The organism is Gordonia sp. NPDC003424, assembly GCF_053588655.1.
Window position 1 is genome coordinate 101,884 of the sequence record NZ_JBSFQJ010000015.1, and the last position, 16,147, is coordinate 118,030.

The 16,147-nt window shown below is 69.1% G+C and carries 10 protein-coding genes; 2 read left to right on the top strand and 8 right to left on the bottom strand.

Annotation, left to right across the window (positions count from 1 at the left end):
* Positions 1-5: 5 nt before the first annotated feature.
* From ACWDTI_RS20090 to ACWDTI_RS20100, 3 genes are read right to left on the bottom strand one after another with little or no spacing between them, the layout of a single operon-like run.
* Positions 6-1,979 (bottom strand): prolyl oligopeptidase family serine peptidase, encoded by a 1,974-nt coding sequence (locus ACWDTI_RS20090; protein WP_449739881.1) that lies wholly within the window; start codon positions 1,977-1,979, stop codon positions 6-8.
* Positions 1,976-3,775 carry an N-acetylglutaminylglutamine amidotransferase gene (locus ACWDTI_RS20095; RefSeq protein ID WP_449739882.1) on the bottom strand — a complete coding sequence of 600 codons (1,800 nt, stop codon included), beginning with the start codon at positions 3,773-3,775 and terminating at the stop codon, positions 1,976-1,978. Before ACWDTI_RS20095 ends, ACWDTI_RS20090 begins: the two co-directional genes overlap by 4 nt.
* A gap of 1 nt (position 3,776) precedes the next feature.
* Complete coding sequence (locus ACWDTI_RS20100; protein ID WP_449739883.1) at positions 3,777-6,473, bottom strand: glutamate--cysteine ligase; 2,697 nt, start codon at positions 6,471-6,473, stop codon at positions 3,777-3,779.
* Positions 6,474-6,625: 152 nt separating this feature from the next.
* Here ACWDTI_RS20100 and ACWDTI_RS20105 point away from each other — a divergent pair, with 152 nt between their 5' ends.
* Positions 6,626-7,819, top strand: coding sequence for a hypothetical protein (locus tag ACWDTI_RS20105; RefSeq protein ID WP_449739884.1), 1,194 nt, complete (start codon positions 6,626-6,628; stop codon positions 7,817-7,819).
* Here ACWDTI_RS20105 and ACWDTI_RS20110 read toward each other — a convergent pair.
* Entirely contained in the window at positions 7,810-8,313 is a 504-nt protein-coding gene (locus ACWDTI_RS20110; RefSeq protein ID WP_449739885.1) for a hotdog fold domain-containing protein, read from the bottom strand. The genes ACWDTI_RS20105 and ACWDTI_RS20110 overlap by 10 nt on opposite strands.
* A gap of 118 nt (positions 8,314-8,431) precedes the next feature.
* Here ACWDTI_RS20110 and ACWDTI_RS20115 point away from each other — a divergent pair, with 118 nt between their 5' ends.
* On the top strand, positions 8,432-9,862 hold the full coding sequence (locus tag ACWDTI_RS20115; RefSeq protein WP_449739886.1) for an anion permease: 1,431 nt from the start codon (positions 8,432-8,434) through the stop codon (positions 9,860-9,862).
* 23 nt (positions 9,863-9,885) lie between these two features.
* Here the strand turns inward: ACWDTI_RS20115 and ACWDTI_RS20120 are convergent, their stop codons facing one another.
* The 4 genes from ACWDTI_RS20120 to ACWDTI_RS20135 form a co-directional block, all read right to left on the bottom strand.
* Positions 9,886-12,297 (bottom strand): lysylphosphatidylglycerol synthase domain-containing protein, encoded by a 2,412-nt coding sequence (locus ACWDTI_RS20120; RefSeq protein WP_449739887.1) that lies wholly within the window; start codon positions 12,295-12,297, stop codon positions 9,886-9,888.
* 95 nt (positions 12,298-12,392) lie between these two features.
* A complete protein-coding gene (locus ACWDTI_RS20125; RefSeq protein WP_449739888.1) occupies positions 12,393-13,145 on the bottom strand; it encodes a succinate dehydrogenase/fumarate reductase iron-sulfur subunit in 753 nt (250 codons plus the stop codon).
* Positions 13,146-13,153: 8 nt separating this feature from the next.
* Entirely contained in the window at positions 13,154-15,121 is a 1,968-nt protein-coding gene (locus ACWDTI_RS20130) for a fumarate reductase/succinate dehydrogenase flavoprotein subunit (RefSeq protein ID WP_449739889.1), read from the bottom strand.
* A gap of 1 nt (position 15,122) precedes the next feature.
* Entirely contained in the window at positions 15,123-15,905 is a 783-nt protein-coding gene (locus tag ACWDTI_RS20135; RefSeq protein ID WP_449739890.1) for a succinate dehydrogenase cytochrome b subunit, read from the bottom strand.
* Between the last annotated feature and the right edge of the window lie 242 nt (positions 15,906-16,147).

The following is a 16,147-nucleotide window of genomic DNA, read 5'->3' on the forward strand; positions in this document are numbered from 1 at the left end:
TGAATTCATCGGGGAGCCACCGGTTTCGACGGGTGCGAGCGGATCCAGCCGGCCACCGCCTCGGTGAGACGTTGCTGATTGTGGCGCTTGACGATCTCATGGCCCTCGTCGCCGAACATCAACAACTCGGCGGTGGCGCCGAGGGCGCGTAACTCGTCGACCATCTGCTGCGATTCGCTCACCGGCACATTGGTGTCGTGGGCGCCGTGCACGACGAGCAGCGGTGCGCGCACCTCGCTGATCCGGTGGATGGGCGAAAGATCTGCCAGCAGTTCGCGATCCGACTCCGGATGCCCGTACTTGGTGTAGGCGGCCACCGCGATCCACGGCTCGGTGTTGCGGAAGAACGATTCCAGATCGCTCATGCCGCAGATGGCGATCCCGGCGGCGAACAGGTCCGGGTGGAACGTCAGGCAGGCCAGGGTGAGGTAGCCACCGTACGAGCGGCCGGACACATACAGGGCATCGGGGTCGGCGATGCCGTTGGAGCACAGGTAGTCGGCGCAATCGGCGGCGTCGTCGATGCCGGCGTAGCGGCCGTAACGGTCGTCGGCGTGGGAGAACAGCCGACCGTAGCCCGACGAACCGCGGACGTTGGGGGCGAACACCGTGATCCCGGCGTCCACGAGCGGCCCGAACAAGAACTGGTAGTCGGGCCGGGTTTGTGCCTCGGGGCCGCCGTGGAAGTACAGCAGTGCCGGTCCGGGCGGGGTGCCGCGTTCACGCGACGCACGGAACAGCCAGCCGGACAACGGCATCCCGTCGCGCGCGGAGAACTCGACGAGTTCCGGGCGCAGTCCGCTCGACGGTCCCTCGCCGGCGACGACGTCGTCGGACACCGCGGTGACCTCGCCGGTCGTGGTGTTCACCAGGTGCACGAGCGGCGAGTGCTGCGGGCTCGACACCGTCAGTGCGACGAGCGTGCCGGCGGCGCTGATCGACAGATCCGACACCACATTTCCGGGCAGCGGGATCGGGTCGTGCAGCGTTTGATCGGGCAGGGTGAGGATCTGTAATTCGCTGTGGCCGTCCACATTCCAGAGCATCGCGACGGTGGACTGGTTGTGGCTGACGGCGAACGTGTCGAGACCGGCCCCCGCGCGCTGGGCCAGCACGCGGAATCGCACGCCGTGGCGGCCCACCTCGACACCGAGCATCCGAGGGTACTTGGCGTCGAAGTCGCTGACCACGATGGCCTGCACGCTGTCCAGATCGCGCTCGGAATCCTGTGGGGGAGCAAGGAATACCTGGGACGGGTGGTCGAAGCCCTGGTCGAGGATGTAGCCCTGGTCGGTGACCGCGCCGGGATCGTTGGGCAACAGTGGGGTCATCTCGACGTCGTCGGACGGGTCGTCGAGCCGGCGGCGCAGCAACAGCATGTCGCGGTAGCCGCGCGGTCCGACGCGCACCAGGGTGGCACCCTTCCACGAGTCGATCAGCGCGCCACCCACCCGCACGTCCAGCGTGATGGTGGTGCCGGTGCCCGGGTGGACCCGCAGGGCGTGTGCGGTGCCGTCGATGTCGGTGGCGATGATCAGCACCCAGTCGGTGTCCCACCCGACGAGGGAGACGGTGGAGAAGGAACGTCCGTCGGGGCGGGTGGCGGCGATCCGGTGCATGGTGTCGTCGTCGGGATCGGTGGTGACCACCCACACCTGGTGGTGTTCGCCGCCGCTCGGCGCGATCTCCACGGCCAGCCATCTGCCGTCGGTGGAATGGACCACCCGGCGCACCGGGCCGGTCGACCGCAGCCGCACCCAGCGCAACTCGCCCACACCGTCGCGCGACAGCGACCGTTGCGCCGCACGGGGATAGCCCGTGCCGTCGTCGATGATGTAGGCGAACGCGGAGCCGTCGGGTGATACGGACGGGCCGTAGGTGTGCCAGCCGCGGTCGTCGAACCGCACGGTGTGCGTCGGCGCCGGCGCGGCCGCCGTGGCGGCATCTGCCCCGGCGTTGACGGCACGGCTGACGCTCATCGTGCGGTGTGCGCTTCCATGCTCTGCAACCACATCTCGAGCAGCGCGACCTGCCAGAGTTCGTTGGAACCCAGGGTGGTGCGGGTGCCGTTGGGGTCGGCGAACAATCGGTCGAGGGCGTCGGGGCGGTACAGTCCGCGATCGACCGCGGACTGCGAGCGCAGCGCGTCGTTGACGAGATCGAGGACCCCGCCCTCGAGGTGCCGGATGCCGGGCACCGGGAAGTAGCCCTTCGTCCGGTCGATCACCGCGGCGGGCAGCAGCGACCGGCTCGCCTCCTTGAGGACCCCCTTGCCGCCGTGGGCGAGTTTGAGGTCGGGCGGGCAGGTGGCGGCGAGTTCGACGAACTCGTGGTCGAGGAACGGCACGCGTGCCTCGAGGCCCCAGGCCATCGTCATGGTGTCGACACGTTTGACCGGGTCGTCGACAAGCATGATCGTGGTGTCGAGGCGCAGCGCGGCGTCCACGGCGGTGTGTGCACCGGGCGCCGACTGGTGGGCGGCGGCGAACTCCCAGCTGGGATCGTAGTCGTCGTCGAGATGATAAGCGGGGGAAAGTAATTCGCCGATCGCGGAGTGTGGGCGGTCGAAGAAGACCGCGGCGTACGCCTTGGTGGTGTCGGCGCGCGGCGTGTGTTGCAGCGGCGGATACCAGCTGTAGCCGCCGAGGATCTCGTCGGCGCCCTGGCCGGACTGCACGACCTTGATGGACTTGCTGACCTCCTCCGACAGCAGGTAGAAGGCCACGCAGTCGTGGCTGACCATTGGTTCGCCCATGGCGGCGATGGCGTCGGGGACGGCGGGCAGCAATCGGTCGGTGCCGATGTGGATCTTGTGGTGGTCGGTCGCGAAGGTGTCGGCGATCAGGTCCGAGTAGGCGTACTCGTCACCGGATTCTCCTCCGGCGGAATCGAATCCGATGCTGAAGGTGGCGAGGTCGGTCTGTCCCTGTTCGGCCAGCAGGGCGACGACGAGCGACGAGTCGATGCCGCCCGAGAGCAGGACGCCGACGGGGACGTCGGCGACCATGCGCCGACGCACCGATGTGCGCAGCGAATCGACCAGCTCGTGCTGCCAGCGCTTCTCGTCCCAGTCCGCGCGATCCGGATGTGGCTCGAATGCCGGTGTCCAATAGCGTTTCTCGGTGCGGCGACCGTCCGGGGTGATGGTCGCGACGGTGGCCGGCGGCAGTTTGCGGATGCCGTTGTAGATGGTGTGTGGGGCCGGCACGACGGCGTGAAAACTGAAGTAGTGGTGCAGTGCGATGCGGTCGATGCTGGTGTCGATGTCACCGGCGCGCAGCAGTGCCTGCGGCGACGACGCGAAACGGAGCCGGCCGGGGGTCTCGGCGAGGTAGAGCGGTTTGATGCCGAGTCGGTCGCGCGCGAGGGTGACGGTGCCGGTGTCGGTGTCGGTGATCGCGAAGGCGAACATGCCGTAGAAGTGGTTGACGCAGTCGACGCCCCAGTGGTGGAAGGCCTTGAGGATGACCTCGCTGTCCGCGTGGGAGAAGAACCGGTAGCCCGACGCCTGCAGCTCGGCGCGCAGTTCGTGATGGTTGTAGATGCAGCCGTTGAAGACGAGCGCCAGACCGAGGTCGGGGTCGATCATCGGCTGCGCGCCCCGTTCGGACAGGTCGATGATCTTCAGGCGCCGATGGCCCAGCGCCACCGCACCTTTGGCGAACACGCCGGAGCCGTCGGGGCCGCGCCGGGTCATCTCGCAGGTCATCGCGTCGACGGCGCCGACGTCGGGTGCCGTTCCGTCGAAACGGATTTCGCCACAGATTCCACACATGTCAGTTCATGCCCTCCGCGCCCTGGATCCCGCCGATCGGCGAAGCCGGGTCGGCGCCTTGAATCCACGTGTCCTTTCCGCCACCCCCGCGCGACGAATTGACGATGAGACTACCGGCCGGCGCCACCCGGGTGAGAGCGGCCGGCGCGACGTGGGCCTCGATCTCACCGTCGATGTCGCGCAGATGGACGAACGCACGCAGGTCGACGTGGTGGGCGTAGAAACCGTTGCCGTCGAACGTGGGATGGGTGGACAGCGCGACGACCTCCTGGGCGATGTAGCGTTCGGGCTGGGTGAGCAGATCCTGACGACGCTGCTCGAGTTGTTCCTCGGTGCACTCCGGGCCGATCGTAATGCCCGAACCACCCAGTCCGTCAATGGGTTTGACCACCAGGTGCGCGAGGTTGGCCAGGACGTGATCGCGTTGGTGGCGTTCGGCACACAGCCAGGTGGGGACCTGGTCGAGCAGCGGCTCCTGCCCGAGGTAGTAGCGGATCATCTCCGGGACGTAGTAGTAGATCGCCTTGTCGTCGCCGACACCGTTGCCCAGCGCGTTGGCGATCGAGAAGCGGCCGCGGGCCAGCCCGGCCCGGATGCCGGCGCGCAGCGAGACGTCGTCGATGCCGGTCGAGGAGAGCAGCATGTCCTCGTCCATCCGCACATAGGCGGTGTTGACCGGGATGCGCTCGTTTCCGTGGTGGAACCAGACGCGGCCGGTGTCGGCACCCTCGGTGGTGGTCGACAGATTCTCGGGGGTGGCCAGCCGCAGGCCCGCCCCGTCGGCCAGGAGCTTGTGCTCGAACCACGCGGAGTCCTGCCAGCCGGAACTGAGCATGATGTCGATCCCGTCGGGATGGGCATCCGGCGGGGTGGCGGCGGCGATGGTGGCCCGGATCATCGCCGGCACACCGTCGACCGGGAGGGTTTCGGGTGGCATCGGGATCTCGGGCAGGAGCTGGGTCATCAGCGAGCGGTTGGACATCGCGTAGGCGACGCCGGAGGGTACCCGCAGATTGTCCTCGAGCACCATGAAGCGTCCGGGTTCGGCGGACACCAGATCGGTGCCGCTGATGTGCGCGCGGACGCGCTGCCACGACGGGAGCCGCCCGGTCTCGCGGTAGCCTGGCGCGCGGTCGAGGGCCTCGATGGGGATGATGCCGTCGCGGATCGCCTCCTGCGGGCCGTAGACGTCGACCAGGAAGGCGTTGAGGGCGTGCGCCCGCTGGCACAGTCCCGCGCTGACGTCGAGCCAGTCGCGCGCGCCGATGAAGCGCGGCAGGACATCGAGCGGAAACAGCTGGGCGCGCGTCTGACCCGTCACCTTGAAGGTGACGCCGTCGATGCTCTGTTCCCGTTCGATCCGGTACTGCCGCTTACGCAGTTCCATCGCCCCGAGTTCGGCTGCGGCAGCGAGTATCTTCGCGTAGCCGGGGCGCGGCTCGCGGCCAGGGTCGACGGCCTCGTCGAACGCGCCGTCGTCGGGTGACGACACCGCGGCCGGCACGGTGACGGCGTGATACCCGTAGAGCATCGACCCGCCGGGATCGGGCGGTAGCGGTTCGAGGGCGAGGGTGCCGGCGGTCTCGGCCAGTAGCCGGTCGACGACGGCGGTCAGTCGGCCGCGCCGTCGGAGGTCACGTCGCTGACGCGCCGAGGAACTTCCCGCGGCCAGCGCGTCGGCGGTCAGTTCGGTGACGGTGTCCCAGTCGCCGGCGGCCTCGAGTTCCGGTCGCAGCAACGTGGCGAGGTCGGTGACGATGTCGGCGGCCGGGCGTGGGCCGGCGTTGGTGATGTCGATGAGGTCGCCCTCGAGACCGGAGCGGGCCGCCTGCCAGATGGCGGCGCGGTACAGCGTCGGGGACGTGGGGGTTGCGGGATCGGCCAGCCGGGCCGCCTCGCGCATCACGATGGCGCGGAAGAGCCCCGCGATCAGGGTGATGGTGTCCACCGACGGGCAGCTGTCGCAGACTCGGAGTTCGAGGGTGGACACCCGAGCCGACGGGCGGACATCGAAGTAGACCATGCCGGGGTCGGTGATCACTCCACTGCTGATCAGGCGGTCGATCTCGGCGTCGTACTCGGCGGCGGAGTGGACGTCGGGGAACGGGCCGGTCGTCGGCCACCGCTGCCAGACCAGCGTGCGGGCGCTCGCGTAGCCGGTGTCGGAGCCGTCGGCCCAGAACGGTGAACTCGCCGACAGCGCGAGCAGGGTCGGGATGTAGGGGGCGAGGCGGGCGGCGATGGCGACGGCCTCGTCGCGGCTGGTGGCGTCGACGTGCACCTGGGTGCCGCAGATCAGCTGCTCACGGGCCAGCAGCTGATAGTCGGCGAGCATCCGCCGATATCGCGGTGTCTCGGTGACCTGCATCTCGGTGGGCACCGCCAACGGCACCGAGCCGGCGGCGACGACGCCGATCCCCAACTGCCGGGCGGCGTCCACCAGGACGGTGCGATTCGCCCGCAGATCGGATCGCAGGTCGTCGAGCCGGTCGAACACGCCGCTGTTGGACTCGATGACGCACCGCTGGAGTTCCTCGACGTAGGCGCCGTCCGACGGCAGGAGTTCCAGCAGCTCCGGAGCGCGGGTGGTCAGGCGCGAGGTCTGCAGGTCGACGAGGTGGAACTCTTCTTCCACACCGACCCGACGAACCGGTCCGCCGTGGTCGTCAGGGTCGGTGGACTCGATCCCGGACGTCATCGCTTCAGCCTAGGTTGATCCGTGACCGATGGCAGGCCGAGCACACCGCGGCCGAATCGGGCTGCGAGCCAATGCCACCGAGCCAATGCCACCGAAGCGGTGCCGGAGCACCCGTGCGCGCATACGATACGCACGTCGTCGGAGGAGGGAATATGGGCATGATTTCCGGACGTCTTTTCCGGATCCTGGTCGGATTGATCGTCGGGGTGGTCGTCGCGGGGGTGCTGACCGCGCCCGCGCAGGCCGCGCCGCAGGGATACGCGCCGGCCCCGGCCTGCGCGTGGCAGATGCGCACCCATCAGGGCGATCTGAACCTGGGCTTCCCCGAGACCAACGCGACCTACTGGGTGCAGCCGTACAACCTGGCATCCGGGGACTGGATCGAGCTCGACGGCACCTATCCGGCCGCGAGGTATTTCTCCATCAACAGTTACGGCTTCGACTTCACCGCGACGCATTGGCTGCACGACACCCAGATCCACCCGGATCGGGGCAGCCGCAATCCGTACTCGGGGGAGGGCTCGGGTCCGGGACGTCGCTGGACCATGCGGGTGATCCGCGACGACCGGCGGGCCAACCCGGCGCGCAACGAGATCGCCGCACCCGCTCAGGGTCTGCTCATCCAGCGGGTATACGTGCCGAACAATCCCGGTTCACCCAACGGGGGCGCGCCACTGCCGACGGTCACCTTCCACGTCGGCGGCGGCTCGACCACCCTGGCGCCGTGCGCCAACTCCTGGGCGAGCTCCGGCGTACTCGGCGGTCTGGTGACCGCAGGCGTGACGGTGCCGCTGATCGGCGCCGCGAGTGCCGCCTTCCCCGCGACCACGCCCGAGGCCCGGTTCATCAACCCGGCCAGCACCGACGGGCTCCTCGCCAACGGGGAGGGCCGCTATCTCGGTGCGATCGTGTCGTACCGGCCGGGCCGCGTCGTGGTGATCCGCGGCAAGGCGCCGAGCTACGGGATGGGCAAAGACGTCCGGTACTGGTCGATGTGCACCAACGACCGGGTCCCGCCCTACCCGGTGACCCACTGCACGGCGGACTTCCGCACGCGCCTGGACAAGGACGGCTACTACACGTATGTGGTCGCGGCGCCGTCCGAGGCGGGCGCGGCGAGCGTGCCGGGCGCGACGATCATTCCGTGGGGCAGCACCGTGGTGCCGCAGCACGTGCTGGTGTACCGGGAGATGCTGCCGTCCGGCGCGTACTACCCGAGCAGCGTGATGGCCTCGCAGGCCCGCGGCACCAATCCGGCCGTCACGATGGGTGCGCATTACCCGCGCGCGACGTACTGCGACGTCAACGTGCTGCGAACGCGGGGCTGGCGGGCCTGCTACGGCTGATCGGTCGGCGTGACGGGGTCGGCGGGGGTCACCCAGGTGGTGATGTCGCAGTGGACGACCTCGTTGCCGCGGGTGTCCAGGACGCTGACGGCCACCACGACGTCATGCCCGTCGACGATGGCCGCGAAGTCGACGGGTTCGGCGAGCCGGGCCTGCGCGGTCAGCCGCGTCGTCGCCTTCGCGAGGTAGCGGGTGTTCATCGCCTTCGGGATCCAGCGATGCGTGCCCGGGGTGGTGGCCTCCATGAGCATGCCCATCGCCGCCTCGGCGAGGTTGCACGCCGCGATGGCGTGGAACGTGCCGAGATGATTGTGCACGCCGAACCAGTTGGGGGCGCTGACCCGGCAGAATCCCGGACGCATCTCCTGCACGATCGGTAGCACCGTCCCGAAGTACGGCACCCGGGCGACCATGCCCAGCGAGAACACGGCGTGGCCGAAGAAGTTGTCGGGGAGCCGGCGCCGCAGCGCGTAGGTGGGACTGTCGTCGCTCATGGCCACACCTTACTACTCGGTAAGGTCCGGCGTCGCCGGTGAAACCCATGGCAACGGCCGCGTGACGATTCGCCGAACACTGCGCCGATCGGTGTGTCAGGAGTGGATCATGTGGCGCATGACCACGACGAGGCGCGGCTTGTTCAGCCCCATCTGGTACAAGGCGGCGATCCCGATCGTGGTCGGTGTGATCGTCTATTTCCTTCCGGCGCCCGACGGGGTACAGCCGGACGGGATGCACATGCTCGGCATCTTCGTGGCGACGATTCTCGGGCTGATCCTGCAGCCGCTGCCGACCGGGTCGGTGGCACTCGTCGGGATCGCGCTCGCGATGATCACCAAGACGATGCCGATGGACAAGGCCCTCGCCGGGTTCTCGAACAAGACCGTGTGGCTGATCGTGGCGTCGTTCTTCATCGCCCAGGGCTTCATCGTCACCGGGCTAGGGCGGCGGATCGCCCTGGTGTTCGTGCGGGCCATCGGACGCTCGAGCCTGGGCCTGTCCTACGGCATGGCCGTCACCGATCTGATCCTGGCGCCGGCGACACCGTCGAACACGGCGCGTGCGGGTGGCGTGGTCTACCCGATCATCCGGTCCCTGTCCGAGCTCGAGGATTCCCGCCCCGACACCGACGAGTCTCGCAAGAAACTGGGCGCGTACCTGTTGCTGACCGCGTTGCAGGTGAACGTGGTGACCTCGGCGATGTTCGTCACCGCCATGGCCGGCAACCCGCTCGCCCAGGATGCGGCCGCCAAACAGGGGATCGACATCAGCTGGGGCAAGTGGGCGCTCGCCGCGCTGGTGCCCGGCCTGGTCAGCCTTGTGGTGGTGCCGTGGGTGATGCAGAAGCTGTATCCGCCGACGACGACGAAGACCCCGGAGGCGCCGGCGCTGGCCCGCGACCAGCTCCGCGAGGCGGGGAAGATGTCGGTGCACGAATGGATCATGGCGGGCACCTTCGTGCTGTTGCTGCTCCTGTGGTGCCTGTCGGATCAGCTCGACGTGGACGCCACCGCCACCGCCTTCCTCGGCATCGCGATCCTGTTGGTGACCGGGGTCCTCACCTGGTCCAACCTGGTCGGCGACAAGGGTGCGTGGCAGACGCTGGTCTTCTTCGGTGTGCTGGTCGCGATGGCCGATCAACTCAAGGCGCTCGGTGTCATCGACTGGATCGGCGACAAGGTCGCGAGCAGTGTGGACAGCCTGCCCTGGATCGCCGCGTTCGCGATCCTCACGCTCGTCTACTTCTATGTGCACTACCTGTTCGCGTCGAACACCGCGCAGATCGTCGCGATGTATGCGGTCTTCCTCGGCGCCGCGGTGTCCACCGGGGCACCGGGCCTGTTCGCCGCCCTGGTCTTCGGTTTCATCGGCAGCCTGTTCGGTGGCCTCGCGCACTATTCGTCGGGACCGGCCGCGGTGATGTACGGGTCGGGCTACATCAAGACGTCGGAGTGGTTCCGCATCGGGTTCGTCATGTCCGTGGTGCTCATCGTGATCTGGACCGTCGTGGGCGGCGCGTGGATGAAGCTGATCGGTGTGTGGTGACCGCGGCCGTCAGATGATCCCGCTCAGATCATGTTGTTGCGGGTCAGCCATCGCATCACCGGCCAGCCGATGAGCACCGGCAGCCAGCAGGTCAGGATGCGGTAGAGCAGCACCGACGGCACCGCGATGGCCGAGGGGACGCCGAACGCGGCCAGGCCGCCGATCAGCGCGGCCTCCACCGCGCCGACCCCGCCCGGTGTGGGCGCCGCGGACGCGAGTGTTCCGCCCACCATCGTCACCACCGTCACGCTGATGAACGAGGTCTCCCCGCCGAAGGCGTTGACGCTCGCCCACAGCGCAAGTGCGGCCCCCAGGGTGGTGGAGGTGCACCCCAGGATGATGATCGCGAGCCGTTTGGGTTCGCGCGCGACGTCGAGCAGATCGACCATCACCTCGGCCAGTTTCGGGCGGACCGCGGTCGCGAGCCAGTGCCGCAGTGTCGGCACGAACAGGACGATGCCGACGACACCGAGGAGAATGCCCCCGACGAGATAGAGGACGGTCGCCGGCGGGACATAGTGCGACAGATCCGCCGATGCCCCGGCCAAGGTGGTGAAGATGATCAGCAGCACCACGTGCACGATCACCTGGACGCTCTGCTGCAGGGCCACGGCGGTCGTCGCCCGCACCCCGCCGAGGCCGGCCTTCTGCAGGAAGCGGGTGCTCAGCGCGAGACCGCCGACACCGGCCGGGGTGGTGGTGGCGGCGAAGGTGTTCGCGAACTGCATGATCGTGAGGTTGAGGAAACCGGCCAGGCCGTTGGCGCAGGCCCACAGGGCGGCCGCGGCACCGAGGTAGGTGAGTCCCGAGACCGCGAGACCGAGCGCCGCCCACGCCCAGTCCAGGGTGGCCAGCTCACTGAAGAAGGCGGGCACGGTGCTGATGAACGGATAGGCGACATAGACCAGGGCGACCAGCAGGACGAGCTGGATGATCTGGCCGCGGGAGTATCGGGTGACCGTCGCGATGGGGATCGCGTCGGTTCCGGTGCGGGACCGGATCTCGTCGCGCGCCGCGTTCATCACCGCCTTGTCGTCGGCGAACGAGTCGCGGATGCGTCGGGGGAGCGCCGAGGTGGTGAGACGCCGCGAGGCGGACAGAACCGTGTCCTCGTCGAACACGCCGATGGCGGCGCCGACCGCCATCGGCGCGCCGAACAGGTTCGTCGTCGTCGCGAGCAACTGCGCGACGTCGGCCTCCTGGGAGACGTCGGTGGCGCCGAACTCCGCATAGCTGAAGCCGCCGAAGCGGACGGTGTCGTCGTCGAGCGTCATCTCCGAGGCCCGCAGGTCGCCGTGGCTGATGCCGCCGGCGTGCAGGGCTCCGAGGGACTCCCAGGCGTGGCGGGCGCCGTCGGTCGCGCCGGGATCGTCGATCGGGGTGCCCCGGGTCCACGTGCGGGCGTACATGGACCAGTCGCGCTGCAGTGACGCGACCGCGATCGTCGTGGCGTTGGCCAGCCCCAGCTCGCCGATCGCGATCGCCATCAGGCCGCGGTGTTCCACCGATCGGTGCACCGAGAGTTGCATCGGCGGGGTCTCCTCCGGGCGCAGGCGCACCTTTCGCCAGAACACCACCAGCGCGTTACCGCTGCGCTGATACGGCCCGTACAGGTCGATGACCGCCTGGGGCCGCCGGTCGTCTCCGACGACCGGCGCGTCCGGTGCGGTGTCGGTGTATGCCCAGAGGGTGAGCGCCGACGGACCGGCACCGGTGGGCCGCACGACCCGCAACGCCGAGACGTCGATGCCGCGTCGTGTCAGTGTGCGGACCGCGTCGTCGAGCGGCACGACCAGTGCGGGGGTGCCGGCCACCCAGACGATCAGCGCGCCGACGAACCACCCGGTCGACAGCCCCAGGATCGCGCGGGACGGGACCACCGAACTGACCACCAGGTGGATGGGCACGAACGCCAACAGCAGCGTCCACCACCATCGCCGCTGCCGGGCCGGCAGCCACGGACCGGACACGGTGAGCACCGCGGCCAGCATCCCGATCCAGCGGGGGTCGTCGAGGAACTGCGACAGCAGAGAATTCAGCTGGTCGTCGACGTCGATGTGCCACTGCGGGGCGGCGATCCCGTTCTCCGTGATGGACAGGGCCAGGACACTGACCACCGCGGCGGCCCCGTAGGCCGCCAGCATCCGCCATTGGCGGGCGGCCAGCAGACCGAGGAGGATCGCGAACGGCAGCGCCAGGATCGCGAGACCGTAGGCGAGATACACCAGATTCGACAGCGTGGGCGACAGCACGCCGACGATGCCGGAGATGGACTCCTCCAGCGCCACCCAGTCGTTGCGGGTGATCAACGAACTGGCGACGACGACGGCGAGGACCGTGGTGGCGAGCAGGAGGCGCAGGATGTCGCTGGTGCGTCGGGTCAACGGCTGCAGCAGGCTGCCCGTAACGGTGATCTCCCGCCCGTCGACCCGCATCTGCCTGAAGTCTCCCCGCCGTCTGCTCTTCGGGCCGACGTGTCGCGGCCGGTCCGCTGACCAACATATCGGGGTCGGTCCGCGGGGATGTCGGGTCAGTCGGCCTTGCGGCGGAAACCGAACCGCAACGCCTCCCGGTTGACGGCCGCGACGGCGTTGAGCTCGATGCCGGCCGGGCAGACGTCGGCGCACTCGCCGTAGGTGGAGCACGGTCCGAAATCCTGTTCCATCGCCCCGGTGATCGCCCGGGCGCGGCGTCCGCGTTCGGCCCGTCCGTAGGCGGTGGCCGCGAGGTGCAGCAGCTTCGCGCCGGCGAACAGGTGGGCGGCGCCGTTGGGGCAGGCGGCGACGCAGGCGCCGCACCCGATGCAGGCCGCGTAGTCGAGGGACTGCTCACTGGTCGCGTGCGGGGTCAGGGTCTCGTCCGCGTCGGCGGCCTGCCCCGCGTTGATCGCCACGTGGCCACCGGCCTCGATCACCCGGTCGAGTGCCGCCCGATCCACCACGAGATCCCGGATCACGGGAAAAGACTTGGCGCGCAAGGGTTCCAGCTTCAGGGTGGTGACGGTGTCGGGGAAATGCCGCAGATGCTGACGGCACGACGGGGTGTTCGGCGTGGGGCCGTGCGGACGGCCGTTGACCATCATCCCGCACGCGCCACAGACCCCCTCGCGACAATCCGAGTCGAAGGCGATCGGTTCGACGCCGGCCTCGACCAGGTTCTCGTTGAGCCGGTCGAGCACCTCGGGCAGCGACATCTCCGGTGTCGCGTCCTCGACGACGTACGTCTCGAAATGGCCGTCCGCGCCGGTGTCGGTCTGCCGCCAGGCCTCGATGGTGATCCGCATGCGTCCCCCTACCGGTAGTTCCGTGTCTGCAGCGGCACCGCGGTGAAATCCAGCGGTTCCCGATGGCGCACGTGGCCGCCCTCGGGGGTGGTCTCCCACGCCGAGGCGAAGCACCAGCTGTCGTCGTCGCGTAACGCCTCGCCGCGGTCGGTCTGGTGATCGGTGCGGAAATGGGCACCGCAGGATTCGTCGCGATCGAGGGCGTCGATACACATCAACCGGGCGAGTTCGAGGAAGTCCGCGACCCGGCCGGCGTGTTCGAGTTCCTGGTTGAAACCGTTGCCCGAGCCGGTGACCCGCAGATCCGACCAGAACTCGGCGGTCAGCGCGTCGATGCCGTCGATGGCGCCCGACAGCGACTCGACGCTGCGGGAGACACCGCAGCCGGCGTAGAGGATCTCGCCCAGCCGGCGGTGGAACACCCGTGCACTCTGGGTGCCGCCGACCGACGTGAGCCGCGAGATCCGGTCTCCGACGGCCGCGGCCGCCGACATCACCGCGTCGTCGTCCTGGCCGAGGATCGGCTCGCCGAGGTGACCGGCCAGATAGTTCGGCACCGAGTAGGGGAGCGTGAACCAGCCGTCGACGCAGGCCGACAGCAGCGAGTTGGCGCCGAGGCGGTTGGCGCCGTGGTAGCCCCAGCCGACCTCGCCGCCGACGAACAGGCCCGGGATGGACGTCATCTGGTCGTAGTCCGACCACAGCCCGCCCATCGTGAAGTGCGCGGCGGGCGCGATCCGCATCGGCACGACGTACGGGTCCTCGCCGGTGGCGTCGTGATACATCGAGAACAGATTTCCGTAGCGCTCGGCGATGGTGGCCTTGCCCAGGCGGCCGAGCGCGTCGGCGAAGTCCAGGTACACGCTGTTGTGCAGCGGTCCGACCCCGTGCCCGCTCTCGATCTGTTCGCGCGCGGCCCGCGACGCGACGTCCCGGGGCGTGAGGTTGCCGTAGGTCGGGTACTTGCGTTCCAGGTAGTAGTCGCGCTCGGCCTCGGGGATGCTGCCCGGGGGTCGGTCGTCGCCGGGCTGCCGGGGCACCCAGATCCGCCCGTCGTTGCGCAGCGACTCGCTCATCAGCGTGGTCTTCGACTGCCACGGCGCGCTGACCGGCAACGCGGTCGGATGGAACTGGACGAACGACGGCGACGCCAGGTAGGCGCCGCGCCGATGCGCCCGCCACGACGCGGTGGCGTTGCAGTTGCGGGCCAGCGTCGACTGGTAGAACACGGTGCCGTAGCCGCCGGTCGCGAGGACCACGGCGTGCGCGGTCTCCGCGGTGATCTGCCCGGTGACCAGGTCGCGCGCGACGATGCCCTGCGCGCGACCGTCGGCGACGATCAGGTCGAGCATCTCGTGGCGGGTGTGCAGCGTGACCGTGCCTGCGGCGACCTGCCGCAGCAGCGCCTGCGATGCGGCCACCTGCAACTGCTGTCCGGTCTGGCCGCGCGTGTAGTAGGTACGGGAGACCTGCACCCCGCCGAAGCTGCGGGTCGCCAGCGCGCCGCCGTACTCGCGGGCGAACGGGGCGCCGATCGCGTTCAGGTGGTCGATGACGCGGATGGACTCCTCGGCCAGGCGGAAGGCGTCGGCCTCGCGGCCCCGGAAGTCGCCGCCCTTGACCGTGTCGACGACGAACCGGTGGATCGAGTCGTTGTCGACCTTGCGGGCGCGTGCCGCGTTGATGCCGCCCTGCGCGGCGACGCTGTGGGCGCGGCGCGGTGCGTCGTGAAAGGTGTACGACGACACGTTGTAGCCCAGTTCGCCGAGCGCCGCCGCGCAGCCGGCGCCGGCCAGCCCGGTGCCCACGACGATGACGGTGAATTTCCGGCGGTTCAGCGGGCCGACCAGCGTGTACGAGTCGCGGCGTCGCCGCCATGCGGTGGCCGGGTCCCCGTCGGGCAGCCCCGAGGAGACGTCGTCGCCGACCGAGCGGAGTGCGTCGATGTCGGTGGTGACCGGGCGGGCGTGGCTCATCTCAGCTCACCACCCCGGTCAGCACCGCGAGCGGGATGGTGATGTTGCCCAGCATGACCGCGGCCGCGAGCAGGAACGCGACCGCCGCGCCGACCTGACGGACCCGCCGGCCGGTCGCCCCCAGGTCGTTGACCACGCTCCACAGCCCGTGCACCAGATGGATCCCGAGCAGGACCATCACCACGACGTAGAACAGCGCGACCGGCCAGCGCGCAAAGCTCTCCACCAGATTGTGGTAGGCGTGCGAACTCTGCTCGGTGGTGCCGATGAACTCCTCGCTGGCGACCGGCCGGGTTCCGGTGGTCAGGTCCAGGATGTGGAAGACGATGAAGACCAGCAGGATGATGCCCGTGTAGGGCATGAGAGTTGCCGGCAGTCGTCGCCAGCCCATGCCCGTGCGGCGGTAGCGACCCTTGGCCTTGTGCGCGCGACCGATCAGCATGAACGATGCCCCCACATGGGCGACGAGGCACACCAGCAACACGATGCGGAAGATCCACAGCGCGCCCTCGTAGGGGAGGAGGGGCTCGAGCAGGGTGCGCAGCCAATGGGCGTAGGCGTCGAAGTGCTCGGCGCCGGTGTAGACCTTCAGGTTGCCGATCATGTGGACCAGGACGAACAGGGCGAACACCGTGCCGGTCAGCGCCATCGTGACCTTGAGGGTGATGTTGCTCGGACGCGGTGGCGAGGTGGTCGGCTCGACACGCACGCTGCGCGGGGTGGGGATCGACCCGTCGGCGTCGTCGAGTTCGTGGCCGGTGTCGGGTGGCACAACCGTGCTCATGTGCAGGCCTTCCGGGTCGGCTCGGGGCTGGCGAGCCGGGTTCAGGTCCCTGTCGTGAGGTTAGAGTGCCGATGACACCGGTGCTCGGTGAATCGCCGATCGTCGCGCGCATCGACGCCACCCGCGGACACGTCAGCCGGCCACCGGAGGGCGGATTTGAATCCGCACCCCGACCTGGTGCATACTTGTCGGGTTGCCTTGACCGGCGGACGCGGGCTTTTGTGCGGCCTCCGATCGGGTGA

Coding starts and splice junctions, on each gene's coding strand:
- ACWDTI_RS20120 (WP_449739887.1), bottom strand. CDS start 12,297: ATGCGGGTCGACGGGCGGGAGATCACCGTTACGGGCAGCCTGCTGCAG.
- ACWDTI_RS20105 (WP_449739884.1), top strand. CDS start 6,626: ATGGGCATGATTTCCGGACGTCTTTTCCGGATCCTGGTCGGATTGATC.
- ACWDTI_RS20115 (WP_449739886.1), top strand. CDS start 8,432: ATGACCACGACGAGGCGCGGCTTGTTCAGCCCCATCTGGTACAAGGCG.
- ACWDTI_RS20100 (WP_449739883.1), bottom strand. CDS start 6,473: ATGACGTCCGGGATCGAGTCCACCGACCCTGACGACCACGGCGGACCG.
- ACWDTI_RS20130 (WP_449739889.1), bottom strand. CDS start 15,121: ATGAGCCACGCCCGCCCGGTCACCACCGACATCGACGCACTCCGCTCG.
- ACWDTI_RS20095 (WP_449739882.1), bottom strand. CDS start 3,775: ATGTGTGGAATCTGTGGCGAAATCCGTTTCGACGGAACGGCACCCGAC.
- ACWDTI_RS20125 (WP_449739888.1), bottom strand. CDS start 13,145: ATGCGGATCACCATCGAGGCCTGGCGGCAGACCGACACCGGCGCGGAC.
- ACWDTI_RS20110 (WP_449739885.1), bottom strand. CDS start 8,313: ATGAGCGACGACAGTCCCACCTACGCGCTGCGGCGCCGGCTCCCCGAC.
- ACWDTI_RS20090 (WP_449739881.1), bottom strand. CDS start 1,979: ATGAGCGTCAGCCGTGCCGTCAACGCCGGGGCAGATGCCGCCACGGCG.
- ACWDTI_RS20135 (WP_449739890.1), bottom strand. CDS start 15,905: ATGAGCACGGTTGTGCCACCCGACACCGGCCACGAACTCGACGACGCC.